This window comes from Pseudarthrobacter sp. GQ63, assembly GCF_059758765.1.
The window spans coordinates 138605-161178 of record NZ_JCAXEF010000003.1; the positions used below are offsets into that span (position 1 = coordinate 138605).

Below are 22574 nucleotides of genomic sequence, written 5' to 3' on the forward strand. Positions count from 1 at the left end.
GCCACTCCCGGGAAATATTCTGCTCAGACTCTTGTGAGCCATGTTACGGAGGTTTATTCTCTACAACTATAGAAAATAAAACCACCGACCCGAAACGGTCCGGACAAAGGTTCACCATGACACTCGCTCCAACTGACATCGCGTCCCCCTTCCGCCTGGCCACCGGCGACGAGATCCTCGAGGTCCGGTCCGTCCTCTCCTCCGGGGGCCACCTGGGTCCGCAGCACCGCATCGCCTACCTCGGTCTCCTGGAGCCACCGCGGGTGGCTGCAGCCGGGACGGAAGGGCAGGTTGACCGGCGCTTCCGGGTCTTCATCCACGACGTCTCCGGCGGTGCACCCCGCGACGTGATCGTCTCCGCCACCGACGGAAAGGTGGTGTCCGACGTCGAACTCGACACCGCGGTCACCGGTGAGCTCCCGGTGCTGGAGGAGGAGTTTGAGGTGGTGGAGTCCCTGTTGGCCACCGATGAGCGCTGGCTGGCGGCCCTTGCCGCAAGGGGCCTTGAGGTCGACAAAGTCCGCGTGGCGCCGCTCTCGGCTGGAGTCTTCGAGTACACCGAGGAGAAGGGCCGGCGCATCCTTCGTGGCCTGGCGTTCGTCCAGGAGTTCCCGGAGGACAGCGCCTGGGCGCACCCGGTGGACGGGCTGGTGGCGTACGTGGACGTGGTCAACAAGGAAGTCACCCAGGTCATCGACCTCGGCGCCATGCCGGTGCCCGCAGAGCATGGCAACTACACGGACCCGGAACTGACCGGACCGCTGCGGACCACCCAGAAGCCCATCAGCATCACCCAGCCGGAAGGCCCCAGCTTTACCGTCACCGGCGGCAACCACGTGGAATGGGAGAAATGGAGCGTGGACGTCGGCTTCGATGTCCGTGAAGGCGTGGTCCTGCACAACCTCTCCTTCCAGGACGGAGAGCGCCTCCGGCCTATCATCAACCGTGCTTCCATTGCCGAGATGGTGGTCCCTTACGGCGATCCGTCCCCCATCCGGTCCTGGCAGAACTACTTTGACACGGGTGAGTATCTGGTGGGCCAGTACGCCAACTCTCTGGAGCTGGGCTGTGACTGCCTGGGGGACATCACCTACCTGAGCCCGGTCATCTCGGACGCCTTCGGCAACCCCCGCGAGATCCGTAATGGCATCTGCATGCACGAGGAGGACTGGGGCATCCTGTCCAAGCACTCCGACCTCTGGAGCGGGGTGAACTACACCCGCCGGAACCGGCGCCTGGTGATCTCCTTCTTCACCACCATCGGCAACTACGATTACGGCTTCTACTGGTACCTCTACCTGGACGGCACCATCGAATTCGAGGCTAAGGCCACCGGCGTTGTGTTCACCTCCGCGTTCCCGGATGGCGGTTCCGCCAACATCTCCCAACTGGCACCGGGCTTGGGCGCTCCGTTCCACCAGCACCTCTTCAGTGCCCGGCTGGACATGGCCATCGACGGCTTTACCAACCGGGTGGAGGAAGAGGACGTGGTCCGCCAGGCCATGGGGCCGGGCAATGAGCGCGGCAATGCCTTCTCCCGCAAGCGCACCGTCCTGGCCCGTGAATCGGAGGCCGTCCGGGAGGCCGACGCACGCGCCGGCCGGACCTGGATCATCTCCAACCCCGAGTCCCGCAACCGGCTGGGTGAGCCGGTGGGCTACAAGCTCCACTCGCACAACCAGCCCACGCTGCTGGCCGATCCGGACTCCTCCATCGCCCGCCGCGCCGCTTTCGCCACCAAGGACCTGTGGGTCACCCGTTACGCGGAGGAGGAGCGCTACCCGACGGGCGATTTCGTGAACCAGCACTCCGGGGGAGCAGGCCTGCCCGAATACGTCGCGCAGGACCGGGACATCGACGGCCAGGACATCGTGGTGTGGCACACCTTTGGGCTGACGCACTTCCCGCGTGTTGAGGACTGGCCCATCATGCCGGTGGACACCGTAGGCTTCAAGCTCCGTCCCGAGGGCTTCTTCGACCGCAGCCCCGTCCTGGACGTTCCGGCCAACCCGAACCAGCCGGCCTCGGCCTGCCACAGTGATGCAGGCGCTGGTGGCTGCCACTAGGACCGGCCACGGGATTCGGGACATGGCGACGACGGCGGGCGGGGTCCGGGAGGCAGGGCCCGTCCTGCACCGGCGGATGTGTGCCACGGTCACCGCAGGTTCCTGCCTGATGCACCTGTGGTTGGCGGCCTCGGGCCACCATGACCCGTGGCTTGGCGTCCTGATGGTTGCCCTGGCCGCCGTGTGCGTGCCGTGTGCCTTCCATATCTGGCGGCACGGCCGCGTGGGCGCACTGCAGCAGGTCGCGGCGGCGGCCGTTGCAATGGCCGCGCTGCATGCCGTGTTGCTGCTGGGAGCAGGCGGTGCGGGACACGCCCACGGCGGAGGGCCGGCGTCGCGCCTTCCGGACACAACCGGCGCTGCCCAGCTGTTGGTGGTCATTGGCCTGGAACTTGCGACGGCGCTGCTCGCCGCCACGCTCGTGGCCCGGCTCCGGCGGCAGTTGGGCCCTGCGTCAGCGGTTTTACATCCGTTCCCTGGCCGGTGACCCTGCCTTGCGGGACGCGACCGTTATCTCCGCCACGCGTTCCAGGCGCGGGTTGAGGTTATCGCCTCCCTCCACGACGCCCCGCTGCCACCACAGCTTCAGCCCCTCCGGCACCACTTCAAGGCAGGCCAGGTTGTTGTCGAACCAGGGGCCCTTGATCCCGGACCAGCGGAACGGCGGGTCCGGGACCTTGGCTGACCGTGCGGCCAATGCTCCGATCGGCGTGGCCAGGCCGTAGGACATCACGGCGCCGAAGGACCGCATCACCCGCGGGAGCGGATTGCGGATGGGCGAGCAGACGGCTTGGATGATGCGGCTGCCCGCAGTCCTCTCCACCTCGGAGACGTAGGAAAAATGCACGTCCCCGGACAGGAAGGTGATGCTGTCCGGGGCAGGTCCGCGGCCGCCGTCGGCCACGTCCTCAGCCATCGCGGCAACCCGCCGGAAGCTCTCCTGGAAGGCGCCCCAGTGCTCCAGGTCCACAGCCTGGCGCAGTTTTTCGCCGAACCGCGCCGGAATCTTCCCCCAGGCGCCTTCGGAGACGGCCTCGTCCCAGGCCTCAAGGTGGTGCAGGCCCATGGGCAGGAGGAACGGCAGGGACGTTGCCACCAGCAGGTGCCGGAAACCGCCGCGCATCCGGGCGTCCAGCCAGTCCACCTCGGCATCATCCAGCAGGGCGCGGTGGTCCGGGTCCAGGTTCCGGGCAGCCCGTGAATCAACCACGAGCAGCCGGGTGTCGCCGAAGTCGCGGCAGAAGCTCCACCGGTAGGTTTCCGGATCCTGGTCGGCCCGTTCAGCGAAACTGTCCAGTTCAGTGCTGATGTCCGGTTCGCCGTCCCCGCGGCGGGAGGCAATCTCCTGCCAGATCACATCCGTGGCGCGCTCCTGCGGGGACAGGTTTCCCAGGTGCTGGTACACCCAGTAGGACGCAAGGCCCGCCACGATCCGTCCGTGCCACCAGTCCGTGTCCTCCATGGCCTCCCGCCAGCTCCGCGACGCATTCCAGTCGTCACGGATGTCATGGTCGTCGAAGATCATGGCACTGGGCAGGGTGGACAGCAGCCACCGGTTGGCGGGGTCGGACCAGGCCAGGTTGTAGAGGTGCGCGTATTCCTCGAAGTCCTTGAGTTCCTCGCCGGGAGGCTCCGTGATGTCCCGCCGGGCTTTGATGAATTCCTGCATCTGCTCGCTGGTGGAATCGGCGTAGACCTGGTCCCCGAGGAACGCCACCAGGTCCGGCCAGGGCTCCTTGCCGCCGGAACTCATCTCCAGGGCGTAGGCCCGCAAGGCGTCCACGCCGTGGCTCCGGTTTCCGGACCCGTCGTGCGGGACGCTGGTGCGGCAGGAACCAAAGGCCAGGCGCAGCGGCTTGCCGGGTTTGAGGGTGGCGATCACCGGCGGCAGGAACCCCGTCCCGGGCTCAGGCCACACCGGTACTCCGTTGACTGCCACCGTGTAGGGAGTTACCGATCCGGGCTCCAGCCCGTCCACTTCCACCAGCGCGTAGTGGTGGCCGTGGACGGCAAAGGTCCGGGCTTCCCACTGCCCGGCCCCGGCACTGACCGTCACGCGGGCGTTGTCCCGGGTTTCCACCCAGATGCTCGCCGAGCTCTGGTCCACGTACCGCATCATGGGGCCTAGCACCAGCTCTGGGGTAGTCATCTCTCAGTTGTACCTGCTGGAACCCGCTCCGGCTATGGGGAAATCCGCAGCTGGGGCAACGGGGCCGTCGCTGCCGCATTGGAGTTCTTGTCCAGATAAGACGGCTTAAAGACCTCGGAAGCCTGCATACCTGGATAAACTCCTACGCTTCGTTGAACCAGTCCCGCGAAGGGTTGGTGACCTCCGGGACGGAACGGTGCAGCTCCGGCTGGGCCGCCCACTTCACGCCATTGGCCAGGACCCGCTGGATCTGCGGGTGGTGGTACACCGGGTACTCCTGGTCTCCGGGGCTGAAGTAGAAGATGCGTCCCTTGCCGCGGGTGAAGGTGACGCCGGAACGGAACACCTCGCCGCCGGCGAACGAGCTGATGAAGATCAGGTCGTCCGGGTCCGGGATGTCGAACAGTTCCCCGTACATCTCCTGCTCGGGGATGACGATGGGGCTGTCCACGCCTTCGGCAATGGGGTGTGACGGCTTCACGGTCCACACGAGCTCGCGCTCGCCGTCGTTCCGCCAGGCCAGCGAGCACGTGGTGCCCAGCAGCTTGGTGAAGACCTTGGCGAAGTGCCCCGAGTGGAGCACGATGAGCCCCATGCCACCGAGCACGTGCCGGTGGACGCGTTCGACGACGGCATCGCTCACCTCGTGGTGGGCCACGTGGCCCCACCAGAGCAGGACGTCCGTCTCGGCGAGCACCTCCTCGTCCAGGCCGTGCTCATCGTCGGTGGCCAGCACCGCCGTCGTGATTTCCGCCTCGGGGTAATAGGAACGGAGCCCCGCGGCGATGGCGCCGTGGATGCCGTCAGGGTAGATCTCCCCGATGTGTGACGGCTCGTTGTTGGCCTCGTGGACGCCCTCGTTCCAGACGCGGATTCTCAACTTGTCGTTCATTAGAGACGAACCTCCCTTTGTTCGCGTGCGGACAGGTAGCACGCGTCGATGATCTGGGCCCGGTAGAGCGCCAGGGAGCCATCGTGCTCGCCCCAGGCCTGCTCGCCGCCGCGCACTGCCGTGATGAAGTCTTCCACCACTGCGTCGTGGGCGCGGCCCGGGAGCACGGGCGGCACGTAATCGGCGGATTCGCCCTCCTTGTCAGTGAACACCCGAAGCTGCCCGACGGGCGGGAAGGGCGCCCCCTGCACCTTGAGCTCGGCGCCGCCATCGGTGCCGTAGACGGTGAAGTCCAGGAGGTCGTCCGTTTCCCGGTAGGTTGCCCAGCTGGCTTCGATCACCAGCGTGCCGCCGCCCTCCAGCCGGAGGAACGCCGAGGCAAAGTCCTCCACCTCGAACGCGTGGCTGGAGGCCAGGGCCGAGTAGGCGCTTCCACCGCCCCGCCCCTGGGGGCCAAGCTCCGAATGTGTTGCGGCGGAGACGGCCACCACTTTGGGTTCACCGAGAAGGTGCAGGGCGTAGTCCAGAGCGTGGACGCCGATGTCCGCCAGCGGTCCGCCGCCGGCGAGGTCCGGGTTGGTGAACCAGCTGCCCAGCGTGGGGATGCCGGAGCGGCGGAGCCAGGAGGCCTTGGCGTAGTAGGGCCGGCCCAGCCCGCCCTCGTCGATGACACCCTTGAGTGCCTTGATGTCGCCGCGGCGGCGGTGGTTGAAAGCCACGTCCAGGACGCGCCCCGCCTTGCGGGCGGCATCCACCATGGCCTGGCCTTCGACGGCGTTGCGCGCGATGGGCTTCTCGCTCAGCACGTGGATTCCCCGTTCCAGGGCGGCGATGGCAATGGGAGCGTGCAGGAAGGTGGGCACTGCCACGCTGATCGCGTCCAGCCCGCCGTGCTCCAGCATGTCCTTCCAGTCTGCGAACGCGTTCGGAATGGCGTATTCGGCCTGCAGCGAGTCGCGGAGGTCCTGCTCCATCCCGGCCAGCGCCACAATGCGCACGCAGTCCAGGCCGTTGTAGGCCATGAGGTGCTGCTGTCCGGCCCAGCCGATGCCGACAACGCCTACCCTCAGTTCCTTGGAGCCTGGTTCTTCGCCTGGTGTAGCTGCCTGCTGTCCTGCTGCCCCTTGCGCCGGGGACTGCTCGATGTTCAAGGGGTTGCTTCCTTAGGTTTGATTCTGGGTGGGATGTGCTTGGTATGGAATCGATTCCAACGAACACGATGCAAGCTGCCCGAAATGTTGGAATCGATTCCAAAAGTCTGTCAGTGGGGGTTCTGGGCTGTCAACCCCCTTCAGCCCTTTGTTGAGTCCCGAACCACGAGCTCGTGGGGAAGGTAGGTCCGGCCGCGGCGGTGCGCCCCGGGTTCCGTCATGCGCTCGAAGAGTGCGTCGAAGGCCACGCGGCCCATGTCGTATGCGGGCTGCCTGATGGTGGTTAACCCGGGCACGCACATCTCCGCCTGGATGGAGTCGTCAAAGCCTGCAACGGCGATGTCGCCGGGCACCCGCAGCCCGGCGTCGGTAATCTCGCGGACGCATCCGGCGGCCACCGTGTCGCTGCCGCAGAAGACCGCGTCGGGCAGCCGGTCGCTGCCCAGCAGTTCCCGGGTGAGGCTCCGGCCGGAATGGAAGTTGAAGTCCCCGTCTGCGAACAGCAGGTGTTCCGGCGAGAGACCCGCTTCGGCAAGTGCCCAGCGGAAGCCCTCCTCCCGGAGCCGGCCGGAGCGCGCCGCCCGGTTACCGATCATCGCCAACTTCCGGCCTCCGCTTTTGATGAGGTGCTGCGTGATGTCGTATGACGCTTGCCGGTCATCGATGGAAACGCCGAACGCCGCCTCCGAGTCCGCCACTTCGCAGAGCTGCACCACGCTCATTTGGGTGGCCACTGCTTCGATCTCGTCGTCAGCCATGGTTGGGGAAAACATGATCAAGCCGTCCACGGAGCCGTTGCGCAGCATGTCCACCAGCTGCTGTTCCCGCTCGGGTTCGCCGGCTGTCGGTGCGATGAGGCTGACGTATCCGGACAAGGCGGCAGCATCGCCGACACCCCGGAAGGCTTCACTGACGATGGGCGAGTCCAGATTTTTCGCGAGGGCCAGGATGCGCATGGTGCGGTCACGGCGCAGATCGCGGGCGGAAGCGAGGGGCCGGTAATTGAGCTGGCGGATTGCTCCAGCCACCTTTTCTTTGCTCGCCGCACTGACGGCCGGGCTTCCGTTCAGCACACGCGACACCGTCCCCACGGACACTCCTGCCGTTTTCGCGACGTCCTGCACTGTAGCTCGCGCCATGTCCATTTATCCCTTCCGCGGCCTCAAGGGAGGGCTGTGGCCCTCCACCCTGCCCTGAGTGCCCGTGCTGCCGTGGCTGTTCTTCAGCTTAGCCGCGGCCGGCGTCACGCACGGCATGCTTTTGGCCTCCCGCGCCGCTGCATCCCCCGTGGTTCCGGGAGGTTGTCAGCCACTGCCGCCCATAAGGGTGCCTGGCGTGACGCGGCCCCGGGAGCGCCCGCCGCGAAACACCGAATTAACCCTGCCGCCGATCCCGCGAAACACCAATTTGGATACTCTGATGCAACAAGGTTTACTGATAGCTAACGCCAACCGAACAGGAACGTTTCGATGACCAGTGTCGCAACCCCTGCTGTAACCGCCCTGCCGTTCGCCGAAGAACGGGAAGTTTCCGGGGCTCCCGCCATTTCCCTGGCAGACATCGCCAAGGCCCACGGCGTCCGCTTCCTGCTGGCCACCTTCGTGGACATGACCGGCAAACCTTGCGCCAAGCTGGTCCCGGTGGAAGCCGCCGGCGAACTCGAAAACGGTGCCATGGGCTTCGCCGGCTTCGCTGCGGGCCTGATGGGGCAGAAGCCGCAGGACCCGGACCTGATCGCCGTGCCGGACCTGGACGCCTTCACCCCAGTGCCCTTCATCAAAGAGGGCCTGGCCATCATCCACTGCGACCCCCACGTCAACGGCTCGCCCTGGCCCTACGCGCCGCGCGTGATCCTGAAAAACACCCTGGCCCGCCTTGCGGACAAAGGCATGCAGGCCAAGGTGGGTGCCGAGGTGGAGTACTTCCTGGTGAAGAAGAACGACGACGGGACGCTGAGTACCGCCGACGCCAGCGACGATTCACCCCGCCCCTGCTACGACGCCCGCGGGGTCACCCGGATGTACGACCACCTCACCTCCATCTCCGAGGCGATGAACGGCCTGGGCTGGGGCAACTACGCCAACGACCACGAGGACGCCGCAGGCCAGTTCGAGCAGAACTTCAACTACGCCGATGCCCTCACCACAGCAGACCGGGTGGTCACCCTCCGCTACATCCTGAACATCCTGGCCGAGCAGCGGGGCATGACCGCCACGTTCATGCCCAAGCCCTTCACCGACCGCACCGGCACCGGCCTGCACTTCCACCTGTCCCTGTGGTCCGGCGCCGAGCCGCTGTTCCCGGCAGCGGGCAGCCGGGCGGACGGCAAGGGAAACAACGACGACGGCAGGGGCCTTGGGATTTCCGGACTCGCCTACTCCTTCATCGCCGGCATCCTGGACCACGCTCCGGCACTTCAGGCGTTCCTCGCCCCGACCGTGAATTCCTACAAAAGGACAGGCGCCACCACCAGCTCATCCGGAGCCACGTGGTCACCGCGGAAGGCGTCCTTCGGCGGCAACGACCGGACCCACATGATCCGCGTCCCGGACAACAAACGGATTGAACTGCGTTCCGGCGACGGCTCCGCCAACCCGTACCTGGCCATCGCCACCGCGATTTCTGCCGGACTGGACGGCATGGAGAAAGCCGCGGACCCGGGTGCCCCGTCCGGTCCCGGCGAGTCAAGGCCGGACGCGCACCAGCTGCCGGCCACCCTGCTCCACGCCGTGGAAGCCCTGCGGCATGACCCGGTCATCCTGGCCAGCCTCAGCGGCGACCCGGAGATAGGCAAGTACTACGCGGACGCCAAGGAAGAGGAGTTCCTGAGCTGGCACAACCAGGTCAGCGACTGGGAAATCCGCACGTATTTGACCTCCATCTGACCAGTCCTCCATCCAGTTACACGACCAGACCCTCCTAAGTAAGGACCTCCACCATGTGCGGAATCGCCGCGCTGCAGCTGCGCAATCCCTCGCTGCACCACCGCATGGGCAGCCTACTGTCCTCCATGCTCTGCCAGATCGTGGACCGAGGGCCGGACTCCGCCGGCCTGGCCGTCTACAACACCCCCGGCCTGGTTTCCCCGGGAACATCCACCCTCAGCCTCCTCGGAAAGGACCAGGGCGTGACGACGGCGGACATCACCGCGGGCGTCGGGGCGCTCCTCCCATCCGACGCACAGCCAGCCGTGCAGGTGGTGGGGGACACCACCCTGGTGAGCGCCGCCGTCGGGACTGACCTGCTGGTGAAGGCCGTCGGCGAAACCCTGCCCGGATCCACAATCATTGGCCGCGGCGAACACGTGGCCGTGATGAAGAGCGTGGGCCACCCCATGGAGATCGCCGCCGCGCACGGCCTTGAGGCCATGGCCGGCAGCCAGGGCCTGTCCCACACCCGCATGGCCACCGAATCGGCCGTGACCGCGGGAGGCTCGCACCCCTTCTCCGTGGCCGACGACCTCTGCCTGGTCCACAACGGCTCCTTCTCCAACCACGCCACGGTCCGCCGCGACCTCAGGCGCGAAGGCGTGGTGTTCGATTCCGACAACGACACCGAGGTGGGCGCCCGCTACGTCGCCTCCCGGCTGCAGCAGGGAGACACCCTCGAGGAAGCGCTGGTGAACCTGGGCAAGGTCCTGGACGGCTTCTACACCCTAGTGGTCACCACCGCGGACAGCATGGCCGTGGTCCGGGACCCCATCGCCTGCAAGCCCGCCATCATCGCCGAAACCGATGACTACGTGGCCATGGCCTCCGAATACCGCGCCCTGGCCGGCCTGCCCGGCATCGACGACGCCCGCATCTTTGAACCGGAACCCGGAAAGGTCTACACATGGTCACTCTGACAGCCCCCGAAAGCACGGCAAGCACCGCCCCGGAAGCCCGGATGCCGGAGACCACCACCGTGGACCTGGCTGTCACCAGCGTCCGGGAACTCAACCAGGCCATCCATAACGCCGCTGACGGACAGGAGTGGACCGTCACCAGCCCCGGCGGCAAGCACAGCCTGGCCGTCGGCATCGACGCGGACATCGCGGTGACCATCGAAGGCCACGCCGGGTACTACGCCGCCGGGATGCACCAAAAAGGCGGCGTCACCATCACCGGCAACGCCGGCGTCGGACTGGCGGAGAACATCATGTCCGGCCGCGTCCACGTCAAGGGGGATGCCTCCCAGTCCGCAGCCGCCACCGGCCACGGCGGGCTGGTGGTCATCGACGGCAACGCCGGTGCCCGGTGCGGGATCTCCATGAAGGGGGTGGACATCGTGGTGGGCGGCAACATTGGCCACATGTCCGCGTTCATGGCGCAGGCCGGACGCCTGGTGGTCTGCGGCGACGCCGGCGACGCCCTGGGCGACTCCATCTACGAGGCACGGATCTACGTCAAAGGCACGGTGGCCTCCCTCGGTGCGGACTGCGTCGAAAAGCCGATGAGGGCTGAACACCTGGCCGAACTCGGCGAGCTGCTGGCCGCTGCCGGCCGCACCGACAACCCGGCCGACTTCAAGCGCTACGGCTCGGCCCGGAACCTCTACCACTTCCACGTCGACAACTCGACTGCCTACTAGGAGGCCCCCCATGACCATCACCTCCATGCCCGCTCCGGCGCCCACAGACATCGCTGCCCTGGGCCTTCGCGAGTCCGCCACCTTCGACCGCGCCACCATCGCCGACATCCAGCGGGCAGCCGCCACCGGCGTGTACGACATCCGCGGCTGGGGCGCCAAGCGCAAGGTCCCGCACTTCGACGACCTGCTCTTCCTCGGCGCCTCCATGTCCCGCTACCCGCTGGAGGGCTACCGCGAAAAGTGCGACACCGACGTCGTCCTCGGCGACCGGCACGCCACCCGGCCCTTGCACCTGCAGACCCCGGTGACCATCGCCGGCATGAGCTTCGGCGCCCTCTCCGCCAACGCCAAGGAGGCCCTGGGCCGCGGCGCCACGGAGGTGGGGACCTCCACCACCACGGGCGACGGCGGCATGACCCCTGAGGAGCGCGGCCAGTCCAAGCACCTCGTTTACCAGTACCTGCCATCCCGCTACGGCATGAACCCGGATGACCTCCGCAAGGCCGACGCCATCGAGATCGTGCTCGGCCAGGGCGCCAAACCCGGCGGCGGCGGCATGCTGCTGGGCCAGAAGATCACCGAACGCGTGGCCGGAATGCGCACCCTGCCTGTCGGCATCGACCAGCGTTCCGCCAGCCGCCACCCGGACTGGACCGGCCCGGACGACCTGGAAATCAAGATCGGCGAACTCCGCGAAATCACCGACTGGAAGACCCCCATCTACGTCAAGATCGGCGCCTCCCGGCCGTACTACGACACCGCCCTGGCCGTGAAGTCCGGGGCCGACGTGGTGGTGGTGGACGGCATGCAGGGCGGCACCGCTGCCACGCAGCAGGTGTTCATCGAAAACGTCGGGATCCCCACCCTCGCTGCCATCCCGCAGGCAGTGCAGGCCCTGCAGGAACTCGGGGTGCACCGGAAGGTCCAGCTCATCGTCTCCGGCGGTATCCGCACCGGGGCCGACGTCGCCAAGGCCATGGCCCTCGGCGCAGACGCCGTGGCGATCGGAACGGCCGCGCTCATTGCCCTGGGCGACAACGATCCCCGCTACGCCGCCGAATACTCCGCCCTCGGTTCCGCCGCCGGGTTCTACGACGACTTCCAGGACGGCCGTGACCCCGCAGGCATCACCACCCAGGACCCGGAACTCTCCTCCCGCCTGGACCCGGTGGCCGCCGGCAAGCGGCTGGCCAACTACCTCCGTGTCCTCACCATGGAGGCCCAGACCATCGCCCGGGCTTGCGGCAAGTCGCACCTGCACAACCTGGAGCCGGAGGACCTGGTGGCGCTGACCATCGAGGCGTCCGCCATGGCCCGCGTGCCGCTGGCCGGCACCTCGTGGATCCCGGGCCAAGGGAGCTTCTGATGCCAGGCGCTGGCTCCTCAGGCTATGTGGTGGTGGGCGCCGGGCTTGCCGGTGCCGCCACCGCCTGGCAGCTTGCCGCCCGCGGCCATCAGGTGGCCATCCTGGAACGCAATGTCCCGGCGAGCCACGACGGCAGCTCCCATGGGTCCGCCCGTATCTTCCGGTACGCCTATCCGGACCCCTTCTACACTCGCGCGGTGGTGGAATCGAAAAGCCTGTGGGACGGACTCTCCGCCGCGTGCGGGACCCCGCTGATCACTCCCTGCGGTGCCGTGGACTACGGGCCGACGCGCAATCCGGGGCTGCTGGCGTCCGTGCTGGCTGACGAAGGCATCGAGCACCAGCTGCTTTCCGCCGCGGAAGCCCGGCAGCGCTGGCCGCAGTTCGCCTTCGATACGGACGTGCTGTGGCACCCCGGCGCCGGGGTGATCGACGCCGAGACTGCCGTTAATGCCATGGTGTCCCTCGCGGTGGAACGCGGCGCCCGGCTGCTGACCGGCTGGGAGCTGAAGAGCCTGTCACGCCAGGGCGGCGGCTACCGGCTGCACTCCACCACCGGGCAAACGTACGACGCCGGCAACGTGGTGGTCAGCGCGGGCGGCTGGCTGCCGGCGCTGCTGGGCGGGCTGTCCCTCCCGGCAGGGTTCGTGGCCGGGCTCCCGGAGATCACCGTCCGGCAGGAGCAGGCCTTCCACTTCAGGTACCGGGACCACACTTTTTCAAACCACGACGGCGGCGCTGCTTCCGGTGCCGGAGGCTGGCCGACGTTCATCCACAAGGCTGCCGGCATCCAGGCCTACGGCCTGCCGGGCGGACGCGACGCAGGCTTCGCCGGCCAGAAAGTTGCCGAGTACAACGGCGGCAGGCTGATCCCCTCCGCGGCACAGCAGACGGGTGCAGTGGACCCGGCAAACCGCCGCAGGGTGGTGGAATACGTGCAGCGCTACCTGCCCGGCCTGGACCCGGAGCCCTACGCCGAAACAACCTGCCTGTTCACCAACACTCCCAACGAGGACTTCCTCATCGACCGCGTGGACAACCTGTCCGTCCTCTCGCCCTGTTCCGGCCACGGCGCCAAGTTCGCGCCGCTGCTCGGCCGGTGGGCGGCGGACCTGGCCGACGGCACAGGCAGTGTTCCCGGGCGGTTCCGGACCGCGTCCCCAGCAGCTGCGACCACCTAGGACGGATACCAGTGAGCCTTCCACAGACAATACCCACGGCGGACCCCGCAGCGGATGCCCTGCCTTCCGGCAGGACCAGCGACCCCACTGTTGCCAGCCTCCTGCAGGACATCTCCACCATCGGCAGGGACACCTTCCGGGGCGGGTACTCGCGGCCGGTCTTTTCCACCGCGGAAACGGACCTGCGCGGCTGGTTCGTTGAGCAGGCCGGCCGGCGGGGCCTGGATGTCCACACGGACCACAACGGCATCATCTGGGCCTGGTGGGACACCGCCGCGAGGACCCGGAAGGACGCCGTCGTGACCGGAAGCCACCTCGATTCCGTCCCCGGCGGCGGTGGGTACGACGGCCCGCTCGGCGTCGCCTCGGCGCTGGTCGCCCTCGACATCCTCAAAGCCCGCGGACTCCGGCCCCGGCGCCCGCTGGCCATTGCCGTGTTTCCGGAAGAGGAAGGCTCCCGGTTCGGCGTTGCGTGCCTGGGCTCGCGCCTCCTCACCGGATCGCTGGACCCGGACAAAGCCCGCCGGCTCAAGGACCCGGAAGGCAACACCTACGCTGACATCGCCGCCGCCAACGGGCAGGATCCCCGCCTGGTCGGAGCGGACTACGCAACGCTCCAGCAGCTGGGCGTGTTTGTGGAACTGCACGTTGAACAGGGCAGGGGACTGGTTGACCTGGACCAGCCCGTGGCCATCGGTTCCTCCATCCTTGGGCATGGCCGCTGGAAGCTGAGCATCAGCGGCCAGGGCAACCACGCCGGCACCACCCTGATGAGGGACCGCAGGGACCCCATGGTGGCCGCCGCGAAAATCATGGTCAGCATCCGGGACACCGCACGGAAGTACCGGGACGCCAGGGCCACCGTGGGCAGGGTCCAGCCGGTACCCGGGGGCACCAACGTGATCGCCTCCCGCGTGGACCTGTGGATTGATGCCCGGCACCCGGACGACTCCGTCACCGCGGCGCTGGTGGAGGCCATCGGGCTGAATGCCCAGGTGTTCGCTGCGGAGGAAGGCTGCACCGCGGCCATGACCATGGAATCGCTCAGCTCCACGGTGCATTTCGACGGCGGGCTGCGCAGCCGGCTGCAGGAACTGCTTCCGGCCGCGCCGGTCCTGGACACGGGGGCAGGGCACGACGCCGGAGTCCTGGGGTCTCAAATGCCCACGGCCATGATCTTTGTCCGAAATCCCACCGGCATCTCCCATTCCCCCGAGGAACTGGTGGAGGACTGGGATGCCGAGGCCGGCGCACTCGCGCTGGCGGACTCCCTCGCGGGGCTGGCAGGCGACACCCGCGCACCCAGGTAGCGCCGCCGTCGTCGTCCTCCCGCGCGGTTCCGTGCCTAAGATGGCTGCTATGACCGAACACGCAGCCGATCACGCCGGTGACGACGACGGGGAGCAGGCTGACGGGCAGGCTGCAGGCCGGCTGGAGCAGGTCATCGCACGCCAGGTGCGGCACTACCGTACGGCTGCCGGGCTGTCCTCGGCGGAACTGGCCGCCCGGACCGGCCTCTCCAAGGCGATGATCTCCCGGGTGGAAACCGCCACCACCTCGTGTTCCCTCACCACGCTGCAGCGGCTTGCGGACGGGCTGGAAGTCCCGGTCACCGCATTGTTCCGCGGCGCAGACACGGACCGCGACGCCACCTTCACCAAGAGCGGCCAGGGCAGCCTCACCGTCCGCAGCGGCACCCGGCACGGCCACGAATACCGCGTCCTGGGCACGCTCAAGGGCAGGACCGACGCCCTGGAACCCACGCTGGTCACGCTCACGGACGCCTCCGACGTGTTCCCGCTGTTCCAGCACCCCGGCACGGAGTTCATCTACATGCTCGCCGGCAGGATGGTGTACGGCCACGGCTCGTACGAATACGCCATGGAGCCGGGCGATTCCCTGCTGCTGGACGGTGAAGGGCCGCACGGGCCGCTGGAACTGCTGGACCTGCCCATCACGTTCCTGGCCATCTCCGCCAAGTAGGATCCGGCCCTTCCCACCCTCACTCCTGCGCTCTGCGGGACGGCTGAAACTTCCGTGTGGATGACTGAAACGATCATTTAACACACCGGAAACCCAGGCCATTACTGCCGCCATACAGTTGGAACCAGACGGCAATAGCTGCCCTCCGATGAACGTGGTACTGACTCCGCGTCCCTCCTCCGGAGTGGCTCCAACGGGCGATTTGGCGTTCTCTCCTCGCATCACGAAAGGGGTTTCCCATGGATTCGGGAAATGTCGCTTGGATTTTGGCCAGCGCAGCGCTGGTTTGCATGATGATCCCCGCCCTTGCCCTGTTTTACGGGGGCATGGTGGGGTCGCGCCGCATTCTCAACATGATGATGATGTGCTTTGGCGGCGCCAGCCTGGTGGCCGTCCTCTGGGCGCTGTTCGGTTACTCGCTGGCCTTTGGCAATTCAGTGGGCGGGCTGGGCCTGATCGGTGACGTCACCGAGTTCCCCGGCCTGGGACAGCTGATGGCTGAGGATGGGGAGGCGTCCATTCCGGTGGCCCTGTTCGCGGCCTTCCAGCTGTTCTTCGCCTGTGTTACCACCGCGCTGGTGGCCGGCGCGGCTGCCGGACGCATGAAGTTCGGTGCCTGGATGCTGTTTGCCGGCATCTGGGCCACCATCGTCTACTTCCCGGTGGCGCACTGGGTGTTCGCCTTCTCCTCCGAGGACGGCAGCGTGACCGGCGGCTGGATCGCCAGCGGCATCGAGGCCATCGACTTTGCCGGCGGCACCGCCGTGCACATGAACGCCGGCGCAGCCGCCCTGGCCCTGGCCCTGGTCCTGGGCAAGAGCTCGGGCTGGCCCAAGGTGGAGCACGCGAAGCCGCACAGCCGGCCGCTGGTCCTGGTGGGTGCAGGCCTCCTCTGGGTCGGCTGGTTCGGCTTCAACGCCGGCTCGGCCCTGTCCGCCGGCCACTCGGCGTCGGTGGTGTTCCTCAACACCGCTGTGGCTGCCTCGGCCGGCCTGCTGGCCTGGGCCCTGGTGGAACGGGTCCGCCGCGGCGCTGCCACCAGCATGGGCGCAGCTTCCGGCCTGATCTCCGCACTTGTGGCCATCACCCCCGCCTGCGGTGCGGTCAGCCCGCTGGGTGCGGTGGCCATCGGCGCGATTGCCGGGGCCGTCTGCTCGCTGGCCATTGAACTGAAGTACCGCCTGGGCTACGACGATTCGCTCGACGTCGTGGGCGTCCACCTGGTGGGCGGCATCCTGGGCACCCTGCTGATCGGCCTCTTCGCCACCGATGCTGCCCCGAACGGAGTCAGCGGACTCTTCTACGGCGGCGGCGTGGAGCTGCTCGGCGTCCAGTCGCTCGCAACCGTCACGGTGCTGGCCTACTCGTTCGGCATCACCTGGGTCCTCGCCAAGATCCTGGACAAGACGATCGGCCTGCGGATCAACCCGGAGGACGAGATGCGCGGCATCGACCTCGCGGCCCACTCCGAGCTCGCTTACCTTACGGATGAGGACCCGGTGGAGCTGGGCTCCCCGCAGCGCGCGTAGGTTTTCGAAGGATTCCGGGTGGGTGCCACCCGGAGGACGAGTCAGGCAGAGGGCCAACCTGTGGACCGGTGCCGGCATGAGCCGGCTTATAGTTCCAGGGGTTGGTCCTCTGCCATGTTGTGAAGGGCCTGGCCGTCCGGAAATCAGTGCTAAGTGCGCAGTGTTCAGTGTTCGGTGCAAACAAGGTTCCCGTCCCGGACTTCCAGGACCGCGCCGCGGATGTGGCTCAGGCGGGTCTTGGGGTCCGGGGCCATGGTGTCGATGTCCTCGCCGCCCCAGTGCGGATGGGTGAAGTAGGCCAGCAGGGCCCGCTCCTTACCGTCTTCCCCGGGGGCGAGGGGCACCACGTCCGCGTGGCGTCCGACGACGGGCCGCCCGTCCACGTGCTCGGGCCGGGTGAGGATCAGCCCGTCCAGGTGTTCCTGCCGGACCCAGGTGCCGGCGGCGTCTGACGAGCGGTATATGCCCTGGCCCCGCCACTCATCCACGATCATCCAGTACGTTCCCTCGAGCCGGAACACCTTGGGCCCCTCATGCGGACGGCCGGGAATGGTGATGCCTTCCAGGGTCCAGGACGAGGGGTCCCGCGGCGTATCGCTCACCGCGCTGTAGGTGTTGGAGCCGCGGGCCTCGTCCTTGTACCAGAGCCGGTAGCGGCCGTCCCCGCACGGTGCGACGGCGGCGTCGATCACCCGAGGCGAATCGAGGTCGATGGGGCCCATGTACTCCCAGTGCACCAGGTCCCCGCTGGCGAACTGCACGAGTGCCGCTTTTCCGTTCCAGTCCTTCCGCACCCCGCCCAGGACGGTCAGGTACATGAGCCACTCATCGCCGATGCGTACGACGTCCGGCGCCCAGAGGGTTGCCGGCAGTTCAGTTCCGGGCGGCACCAGTCCGTCCACGGTGCCCCGGTACTGCCAGGTGGCGCCCCCGTCCGAGGATCGTGCTGAACCGATGGCCGTGCCGTGCACCCACTCCACTCCTGAGAGGCCCGGTGCCGTGGCCCGGCGCTGGGTGTAGAACAGCACCCACTCACCGGTGAGGTGGTCATGAACCAGGATCGGATCCGTTGGGCCGTCCCAGACCGGATCGCGGTACGGCGTCCTGAAGGCGTCGGGACGCAGGGGAGTGAGCGGCTCTTGCACTGGTTCTCTAACGTTGTAGTTTCGGGGAGTACCAGCTTATGCGACGCGCCCGGCGGTGGTGCCCAGTTCCCCCGGTGCCCTAGCCGTGCGCCTTGCCGTGCCCGCCATGCAGGGCGCGGTAGGCGTAGACCAGCAGGGCGACGCCCGCCAGGATCATGAGGGTCAGGACCAGGATGTCCGCGGCGATGAGCAGTGCCGTCGACTGCAGGGCGAAGATCACGCCCAGCACGCCCAGGACGGCCGCCGGGATCAGGGGCCACTTCATCCGCCCGGCGGGACCGGCGTCGGGAACGGGCACCATGGACAGCACACCGAAGGTGGCCGCCAGGCCCAGGAACAGGACGGCGGCAACGGGCATGCCCTGCAGATCCTGCGGAAGGGTAACAATGACGGCCAGCGTCAGCATCACCCCGCTGGGAATCACCGCCCACCAGTTGCCCCGTTGACGCAGGTAGACTGCGGCAAATCCGGCGGCCATGAACAGGAACAGGAAACTGGCGCCGGCGCCGCCGTCCGTAAATTGGGAGGCGGCAATCACGGCTGCCAGGCCCAGGAACACCGAGCCGGGGATTGCGGCCCACCAGTTCTCCGGGCTGCGGATGAAGAGGGACAGGAACACTGCCCCTATGGCGGCGAAGATCAGCATCGGCACATAGGCGGCGCTCTCGATGACGTTGAGCAGGTCCAGCAGCAACAGCACGCCCGCCGAGATCAGGACGATGCCGGCGATGATGCTCGCGTTGGCCGATTTCACGGTTTGCCTCCCGGGATTCGGCAGGCGCCCGCCAGTCGCTCTGCTGATCCCAGATTAGATCCGGCCCTGGTGCAGGCGTAGGGCCCAAAGCCCCGCCTTCAGCGCTACTCCTTGAACAGCCCCGCGAGGTCCTCCGCCGTGATGGCGCCGCCGGCCAGGGCATCGCCTTCCATGACGTCGGAAAACAGCTGAGACTTCCGGGCCTTGAGCGCCATGACCTTTTCCTCGATGGTGTCCTTGGCAACCAGCCGGTACACCATCACGTTCCGTGCCTGCCCAATGCGGTGGGTCCGGTCCACGGCCTGCGCTTCGGAAGCGGGGTTCCACCACGGGTCCAGCAGGAACACGTAGTCGGCTTCTGTAAGGTTCAGCCCAAACCCGCCGGCCTTCAGCGAAATCAGGAACACCGGAGCGCTGCCGTTCTTGAACTCGTTGACCACGTCCGCGCGGTTGCGGGTGCCGCCGTCGAGGTAGCAGTACTCGATCTTCTCCTCGTCCAGCCGTTCCCGGACCTTCCCCAGGAACCCGGTGAACTGGCTGAAGATCAGTGCCCGGTGGCCCTCAGCCACCAGGTCCTCCAGCTGCTCGAACAGCACATCCAGTTTGCTTGACCGCACTGCGGAAAGCGCCGGGTCCACCAGGGAGGCGTCCAGGCTGAGCTGCCGCAGCAGGGTCAGCGACTGGAAGATGGTGAACCGGTTCTTGTTCACGTCCTCGATCAGCCCCAGGATCTTCTGGCGTTCGCGCTGCAGGTGCGTCTGGTACACCTTCTGGTGGCGCGGATTCAGCACCACTTCCAGGATCTGCTCCTGCTTGGGCGGCAGGTCCTTGATCACCTGGTCCTTGGTGCGGCGCATCATCAGCGGACGGACCCGACGGCGGAGCTTGTCCAGCTGCCCCTTGTCGCCGTTCTTCTCCACCGGCTTCTGGTAATACTCGGCGAAGCGCTTGGGGCTGGAAAACAGTCCGGGCGCAACGATCGAGGTGAGCGCCCAGAACTCCATGAGGTTGTTCTCCAGCGGCGTGCCCGTGATGGCCAGCTTGAAGGCCGCCGGCAGTTTCCGGGCGCACTGGTAGGCCTTGGACTGGTGGTTCTTCACAAACTGCGCCTCGTCCAGGACCAGGCCGGACCAGGTGCGGGAGGCGTAGGCCTCGTAATCAATCCTGAACAGGGCGTAGGACGTGATCACAATATCGGCCCCGGCCAGTGCCTCAGCCGGCGCCTGGTTGCTCTTGGCGAAGGTCTCGCTGACGGCCTGGACCTTCAAGCCGGGGGCAAACCGGGCCGCTTCCGCCGCCCAGTTGCCCACCACGCTGGTGGGGGCAACCACCAAAAAGGGAGCGCCGGCGTCGGACTGGCCTGCTGAAGCATCTGCTGCCGCCAGGGAGAGCTCCTTCGCCGCGCACATCAAGGCAAGCGCCTGGACGGTCTTGCCCAGGCCCATGTCGTCCGCGAGGATCCCGCCCAGGCTGTGCCGGTACAGGAACGTGAGCCAGTTGAAGCCCTCCAGCTGGTAGGGCCGGAGCTCCGCATTGAGGGTGGCGGGGAGCGGCAGGCCGTCCACGCCGCCTTCAAGCAGGCCGCCCACCGCTGAACGCCACGCGGCCGCCTGCTCGTCCACGATTCCCAGCTGGGCAAGCTCGTCCCACAGCCCGGCCTGGAAGCGGCTGATCTGCAGGGGCGCGTCCTTGTTGTCCTGCAGGGAGCGCGCCTCCTCGATCAGTGCACGCAGCTGGTGCAGCTCGGGCAGGTCCAGGGAGAAGTAGGCGCCGCTGGGCAGCAGCATCTTGGTCTGGCCGGACGCCAGTGCAGAGAATACCGCCGCGAAGGAGACCGGCTGCCCCTCAAGGGTGATCTGGATGCCGAGGTCGAACCAGTCGCGCTGCTCGGTGGCCTTGGTGGAGATGGACACCACCGGCGCTTCCTCGGCCTCGCGGTATTCGGCGATCTCACCCACGGTGTCCACCTCGACGTCCGGGGCCTCGCGCAGCCGGGGGAGGACCTCCTCGGTGAAGGCCAGGGTGTCCAGGCCCTTCAGTTCCGCTGACGCCGCCAGCCGCGGGGTGCCCCAGCCGCCGGTGGCGGACTCACCCAGGGCGGGCACCACGTCCCACGGCTGGCCGAGGCCTTCGAGGATGCGGGCTTCCGCGGTGTCGTCGCGGTAGCCGTGGTCTCCGGGGTGCCTCCAGAGGGGCTGCGCCGTGACCAGGTTTCCGCTTTTGTAGTGCCACTCCCAGTGCAGCCGCACCCGGTGGTCGGCGCCGTAGTTCGCCAGCAGGGACAGGGTGGGGACGGCCAGGGCGGGGAGTTCCACGGACTCGTCGCGGGCCGTGACCCGGGCCGTCTGCTTCAGCTTCGGGTAGAAGCCCGTCAGGAACCGCGACTCGTCCCTGGCCGGGATGTGCAGCGTGCTGCCGGCTGTCACGAACGTCAGCAGTTCCTCGCTCAGGCCGCCTTCCAGCGGAGCCAGCGTGATCACGTTCTCGCCCGCCGGTGCCTCGCCAACACCGGGCAGCGCGCCGCCGTCGGTGGTGAAGAAGATGCCGTGGGCGGGGCGGCCGATGGTTCCCACGGACGCCGGATCAACCTCCACGCCCTCAACGGCGATGGTGGGCGCAAGCTCCAGCCCGCCGTCGGACGCCTGGTCCTTGGCGGCCGCCGCGGGTGCCGCCCCCACCGCTGCGGTCGTACCGTCGAGCGGCGAGCCGTGACGGCTCAGGCTAAGGCCGACGGCGGCGGGGGACCCCGCGAGGCGGACCGGCTCAGTGCCGCGCGAGTGCACCAGCGCAAGGCCGATCTTCCCGGCGTCTTCCAGCAGGCTCCACAGGTTTTTCCCGGCGTACGAGTTCAGCCCTAGCCAGAAGCCGGAGGAGTTGTAGGTCCGGCCGGCTGCCGCGGAATGGGCGGCCAGGAACTCCTGCATCCACTCCACATGCGCGGGATTGCACTCGCGCCGGAAGTTCAGGTAGTTCAGCGTGGTCCAGGAAACGTCGCCGCGGATCCACTTGCCCTTGGCGCCCATGATGACGGGCCGGGCCTTGAGCTGGCGGACGCTGCGCTGCGGATCGCGCCGGCCGGTGTAGGAAAAGTGCGGCGCGGGTTCTTCCACCTCGAACTGGAGCGCCAGCGGCACTCCGGCGTTGGAGGGGACGGCTCCCGGCTGGGAGATCAGCGGGCTGAGGGCCTGTTCCCAGTCGGACAGGGCGGCGCCGGGCGGGGTGCGTGACAGCTGGGTGGAAGTGGACGGCGTGAGCAGCTGGACCCGGATGGCCGGGTTGTCCTCGGCAGCGAAGAGCAGCGCCGCCACGTGCTTGCAGTCCTTGCGGACCGGGCAGCTGCACACGCCCACGGTGCAGCTCCAGCCGCCGCCCTTGCGGACCAGCTTGGCGGTGGTGGAGTAGGGCACGTCCGCGCCGCCGCGGACCTTGCCCAGCATGAGCCCGGTGGCGGCGTCGAACGAGATGCCTGAGACGCGGCTTCCCATGGCATACGCCAGCCCGGCCGCCAGGGAGCGGTCGTTGATGGCGGGAGTCTGTATTGCCAGTGCCGCACTCTCGTCCGGTTGGGATGGCATGGTGCGCGCTACTTTCAGCAGGCCACGGCGGGGCCGGGCCGGTGGTTGGTCATCTGATCCATCTTAGTTCGCCGGCGGGGCGAAGGGCGCCGCCGGCCACTTGAGGACGGCAGGGTGGGATCACATGGACAACCAGGGAGGCAACTGCAGCGGAATGCCGCAGCCAGCCCAGGAGGTGGTGGGGCTTCGGCCCGCACCACCTCCCGGCCTG

The 22574-nt window shown here is 67.6% G+C and carries 17 protein-coding genes; 10 read left to right on the top strand and 7 right to left on the bottom strand.

Going from position 1 to position 22574, the window contains the following annotated elements:
- Nucleotides 1-116 precede the first annotated feature (116 nt).
- Together AC6CHP_RS07890 and AC6CHP_RS07895 are read left to right on the top strand one after the other, a co-directional pair.
- The gene (locus AC6CHP_RS07890) at nucleotides 117-2066 is read left to right on the top strand and encodes a primary-amine oxidase (protein ID WP_498229012.1); all 1950 of its coding nucleotides are present in this window, start codon (nucleotides 117-119) and stop codon (nucleotides 2064-2066) included.
- 22 nt (nucleotides 2067-2088) lie between these two features.
- Nucleotides 2089-2553, top strand: coding sequence for a hypothetical protein (locus AC6CHP_RS07895; protein WP_498229014.1), 465 nt, complete (start codon nucleotides 2089-2091; stop codon nucleotides 2551-2553).
- Here the strand turns inward: AC6CHP_RS07895 and AC6CHP_RS07900 are convergent.
- From AC6CHP_RS07900 to AC6CHP_RS07915, 4 genes are all read right to left on the bottom strand, one after another.
- The gene (locus AC6CHP_RS07900) at nucleotides 2530-4215 is read right to left on the bottom strand and encodes an alkaline phosphatase D family protein (RefSeq protein ID WP_498229016.1); all 1686 of its coding nucleotides are present in this window, start codon (nucleotides 4213-4215) and stop codon (nucleotides 2530-2532) included. The genes AC6CHP_RS07895 and AC6CHP_RS07900 overlap by 24 nt on opposite strands.
- Before the next feature lie 142 nt (nucleotides 4216-4357).
- A complete protein-coding gene (locus AC6CHP_RS07905) occupies nucleotides 4358-5107 on the bottom strand; it encodes a ThuA domain-containing protein (RefSeq protein WP_188731146.1) in 750 nt (249 codons plus the stop codon).
- Nucleotides 5107-6258: a Gfo/Idh/MocA family protein gene (locus AC6CHP_RS07910; protein WP_498229018.1), complete on the bottom strand. Its 1152-nt coding sequence runs from the start codon at nucleotides 6256-6258 to the stop codon at nucleotides 5107-5109. The genes AC6CHP_RS07905 and AC6CHP_RS07910 overlap by 1 nt, the downstream gene beginning before the upstream one ends.
- A gap of 140 nt (nucleotides 6259-6398) precedes the next feature.
- On the bottom strand, nucleotides 6399-7397 hold the full coding sequence (locus AC6CHP_RS07915; RefSeq protein WP_188731148.1) for a LacI family DNA-binding transcriptional regulator: 999 nt from the start codon (nucleotides 7395-7397) through the stop codon (nucleotides 6399-6401).
- Between the two features lie 330 nt (nucleotides 7398-7727).
- Between AC6CHP_RS07915 and glnT the strand changes: the two genes are divergently transcribed.
- The 8 genes from glnT to AC6CHP_RS07955 all read left to right on the top strand — a co-directional run bounded on the left by glnT (nucleotide 7728) and on the right by AC6CHP_RS07955 (nucleotide 16889).
- Complete coding sequence (glnT, locus tag AC6CHP_RS07920) at nucleotides 7728-9143, top strand: type III glutamate--ammonia ligase (protein WP_498229020.1); 1416 nt, start codon at nucleotides 7728-7730, stop codon at nucleotides 9141-9143.
- Nucleotides 9144-9196: 53 nt separating this feature from the next.
- The gene (locus tag AC6CHP_RS07925; RefSeq protein ID WP_498229022.1) at nucleotides 9197-10105 is read left to right on the top strand and encodes a class II glutamine amidotransferase domain-containing protein; all 909 of its coding nucleotides are present in this window, start codon (nucleotides 9197-9199) and stop codon (nucleotides 10103-10105) included.
- On the top strand, nucleotides 10093-10830 hold the full coding sequence (locus AC6CHP_RS07930; RefSeq protein WP_498229024.1) for a protein glxC: 738 nt from the start codon (nucleotides 10093-10095) through the stop codon (nucleotides 10828-10830). Before AC6CHP_RS07925 ends, AC6CHP_RS07930 begins: the two co-directional genes overlap by 13 nt.
- A 10-nt stretch (nucleotides 10831-10840) precedes the next feature.
- Nucleotides 10841-12196, top strand: coding sequence for an FMN-binding glutamate synthase family protein (locus AC6CHP_RS07935; RefSeq protein WP_498229025.1), 1356 nt, complete (start codon nucleotides 10841-10843; stop codon nucleotides 12194-12196).
- A complete protein-coding gene (locus AC6CHP_RS07940; protein ID WP_498229027.1) occupies nucleotides 12196-13377 on the top strand; it encodes an FAD-dependent oxidoreductase in 1182 nt (393 codons plus the stop codon). Before AC6CHP_RS07935 ends, AC6CHP_RS07940 begins: the two co-directional genes overlap by 1 nt.
- 59 nt (nucleotides 13378-13436) lie before the next feature.
- Nucleotides 13437-14687, top strand: a complete 1251-nt coding sequence (locus AC6CHP_RS07945) for an allantoate amidohydrolase (RefSeq protein ID WP_377193063.1) — start codon at nucleotides 13437-13439, stop codon at nucleotides 14685-14687.
- A gap of 49 nt (nucleotides 14688-14736) precedes the next feature.
- Nucleotides 14737-15360, top strand: coding sequence for a helix-turn-helix domain-containing protein (locus AC6CHP_RS07950; protein WP_188731168.1), 624 nt, complete (start codon nucleotides 14737-14739; stop codon nucleotides 15358-15360).
- A gap of 239 nt (nucleotides 15361-15599) precedes the next feature.
- Nucleotides 15600-16889 carry an ammonium transporter gene (locus AC6CHP_RS07955; protein ID WP_377192861.1) on the top strand — a complete coding sequence of 430 codons (1290 nt, stop codon included), beginning with the start codon at nucleotides 15600-15602 and terminating at the stop codon, nucleotides 16887-16889.
- Nucleotides 16890-17053: 164 nt separating this feature from the next.
- Here AC6CHP_RS07955 and AC6CHP_RS07960 read toward each other — a convergent pair whose 3' ends face one another.
- From AC6CHP_RS07960 to AC6CHP_RS07970, 3 genes are all read right to left on the bottom strand, one after another.
- Nucleotides 17054-18034: a family 43 glycosylhydrolase gene (locus tag AC6CHP_RS07960; RefSeq protein WP_498229030.1), complete on the bottom strand. Its 981-nt coding sequence runs from the start codon at nucleotides 18032-18034 to the stop codon at nucleotides 17054-17056.
- A 79-nt stretch (nucleotides 18035-18113) separates the two neighbouring features.
- Nucleotides 18114-18788, bottom strand: coding sequence for a hypothetical protein (locus AC6CHP_RS07965; protein WP_104186511.1), 675 nt, complete (start codon nucleotides 18786-18788; stop codon nucleotides 18114-18116).
- A 104-nt stretch (nucleotides 18789-18892) separates the two neighbouring features.
- On the bottom strand, nucleotides 18893-22363 hold the full coding sequence (locus AC6CHP_RS07970; RefSeq protein WP_498229032.1) for a DEAD/DEAH box helicase: 3471 nt from the start codon (nucleotides 22361-22363) through the stop codon (nucleotides 18893-18895).
- Nucleotides 22364-22574: the final 211 nt, after the last annotated feature.

Excerpts from the sequence above, each read along its gene's own strand:
- AC6CHP_RS07890 (WP_498229012.1), top strand. The coding sequence starts at position 117 with ATGACACTCGCTCCAACTGACATCGCGTCCCCCTTCCGCCTGGCCACC.
- AC6CHP_RS07895 (WP_498229014.1), top strand. The coding sequence starts at position 2,089 with ATGGCGACGACGGCGGGCGGGGTCCGGGAGGCAGGGCCCGTCCTGCAC.
- AC6CHP_RS07900 (WP_498229016.1), bottom strand. The coding sequence starts at position 4,215 with ATGACTACCCCAGAGCTGGTGCTAGGCCCCATGATGCGGTACGTGGAC.
- AC6CHP_RS07905 (WP_188731146.1), bottom strand. The coding sequence starts at position 5,107 with ATGAACGACAAGTTGAGAATCCGCGTCTGGAACGAGGGCGTCCACGAG.
- AC6CHP_RS07915 (WP_188731148.1), bottom strand. The coding sequence starts at position 7,397 with ATGGCGCGAGCTACAGTGCAGGACGTCGCGAAAACGGCAGGAGTGTCC.
- glnT (WP_498229020.1), top strand. The coding sequence starts at position 7,728 with ATGACCAGTGTCGCAACCCCTGCTGTAACCGCCCTGCCGTTCGCCGAA.
- AC6CHP_RS07925 (WP_498229022.1), top strand. The coding sequence starts at position 9,197 with ATGTGCGGAATCGCCGCGCTGCAGCTGCGCAATCCCTCGCTGCACCAC.
- AC6CHP_RS07930 (WP_498229024.1), top strand. The coding sequence starts at position 10,093 with ATGGTCACTCTGACAGCCCCCGAAAGCACGGCAAGCACCGCCCCGGAA.
- AC6CHP_RS07935 (WP_498229025.1), top strand. The coding sequence starts at position 10,841 with ATGACCATCACCTCCATGCCCGCTCCGGCGCCCACAGACATCGCTGCC.
- AC6CHP_RS07940 (WP_498229027.1), top strand. The coding sequence starts at position 12,196 with ATGCCAGGCGCTGGCTCCTCAGGCTATGTGGTGGTGGGCGCCGGGCTT.
- AC6CHP_RS07950 (WP_188731168.1), top strand. The coding sequence starts at position 14,737 with ATGACCGAACACGCAGCCGATCACGCCGGTGACGACGACGGGGAGCAG.
- AC6CHP_RS07955 (WP_377192861.1), top strand. The coding sequence starts at position 15,600 with ATGGATTCGGGAAATGTCGCTTGGATTTTGGCCAGCGCAGCGCTGGTT.
- AC6CHP_RS07970 (WP_498229032.1), bottom strand. The coding sequence starts at position 22,363 with ATGCCATCCCAACCGGACGAGAGTGCGGCACTGGCAATACAGACTCCC.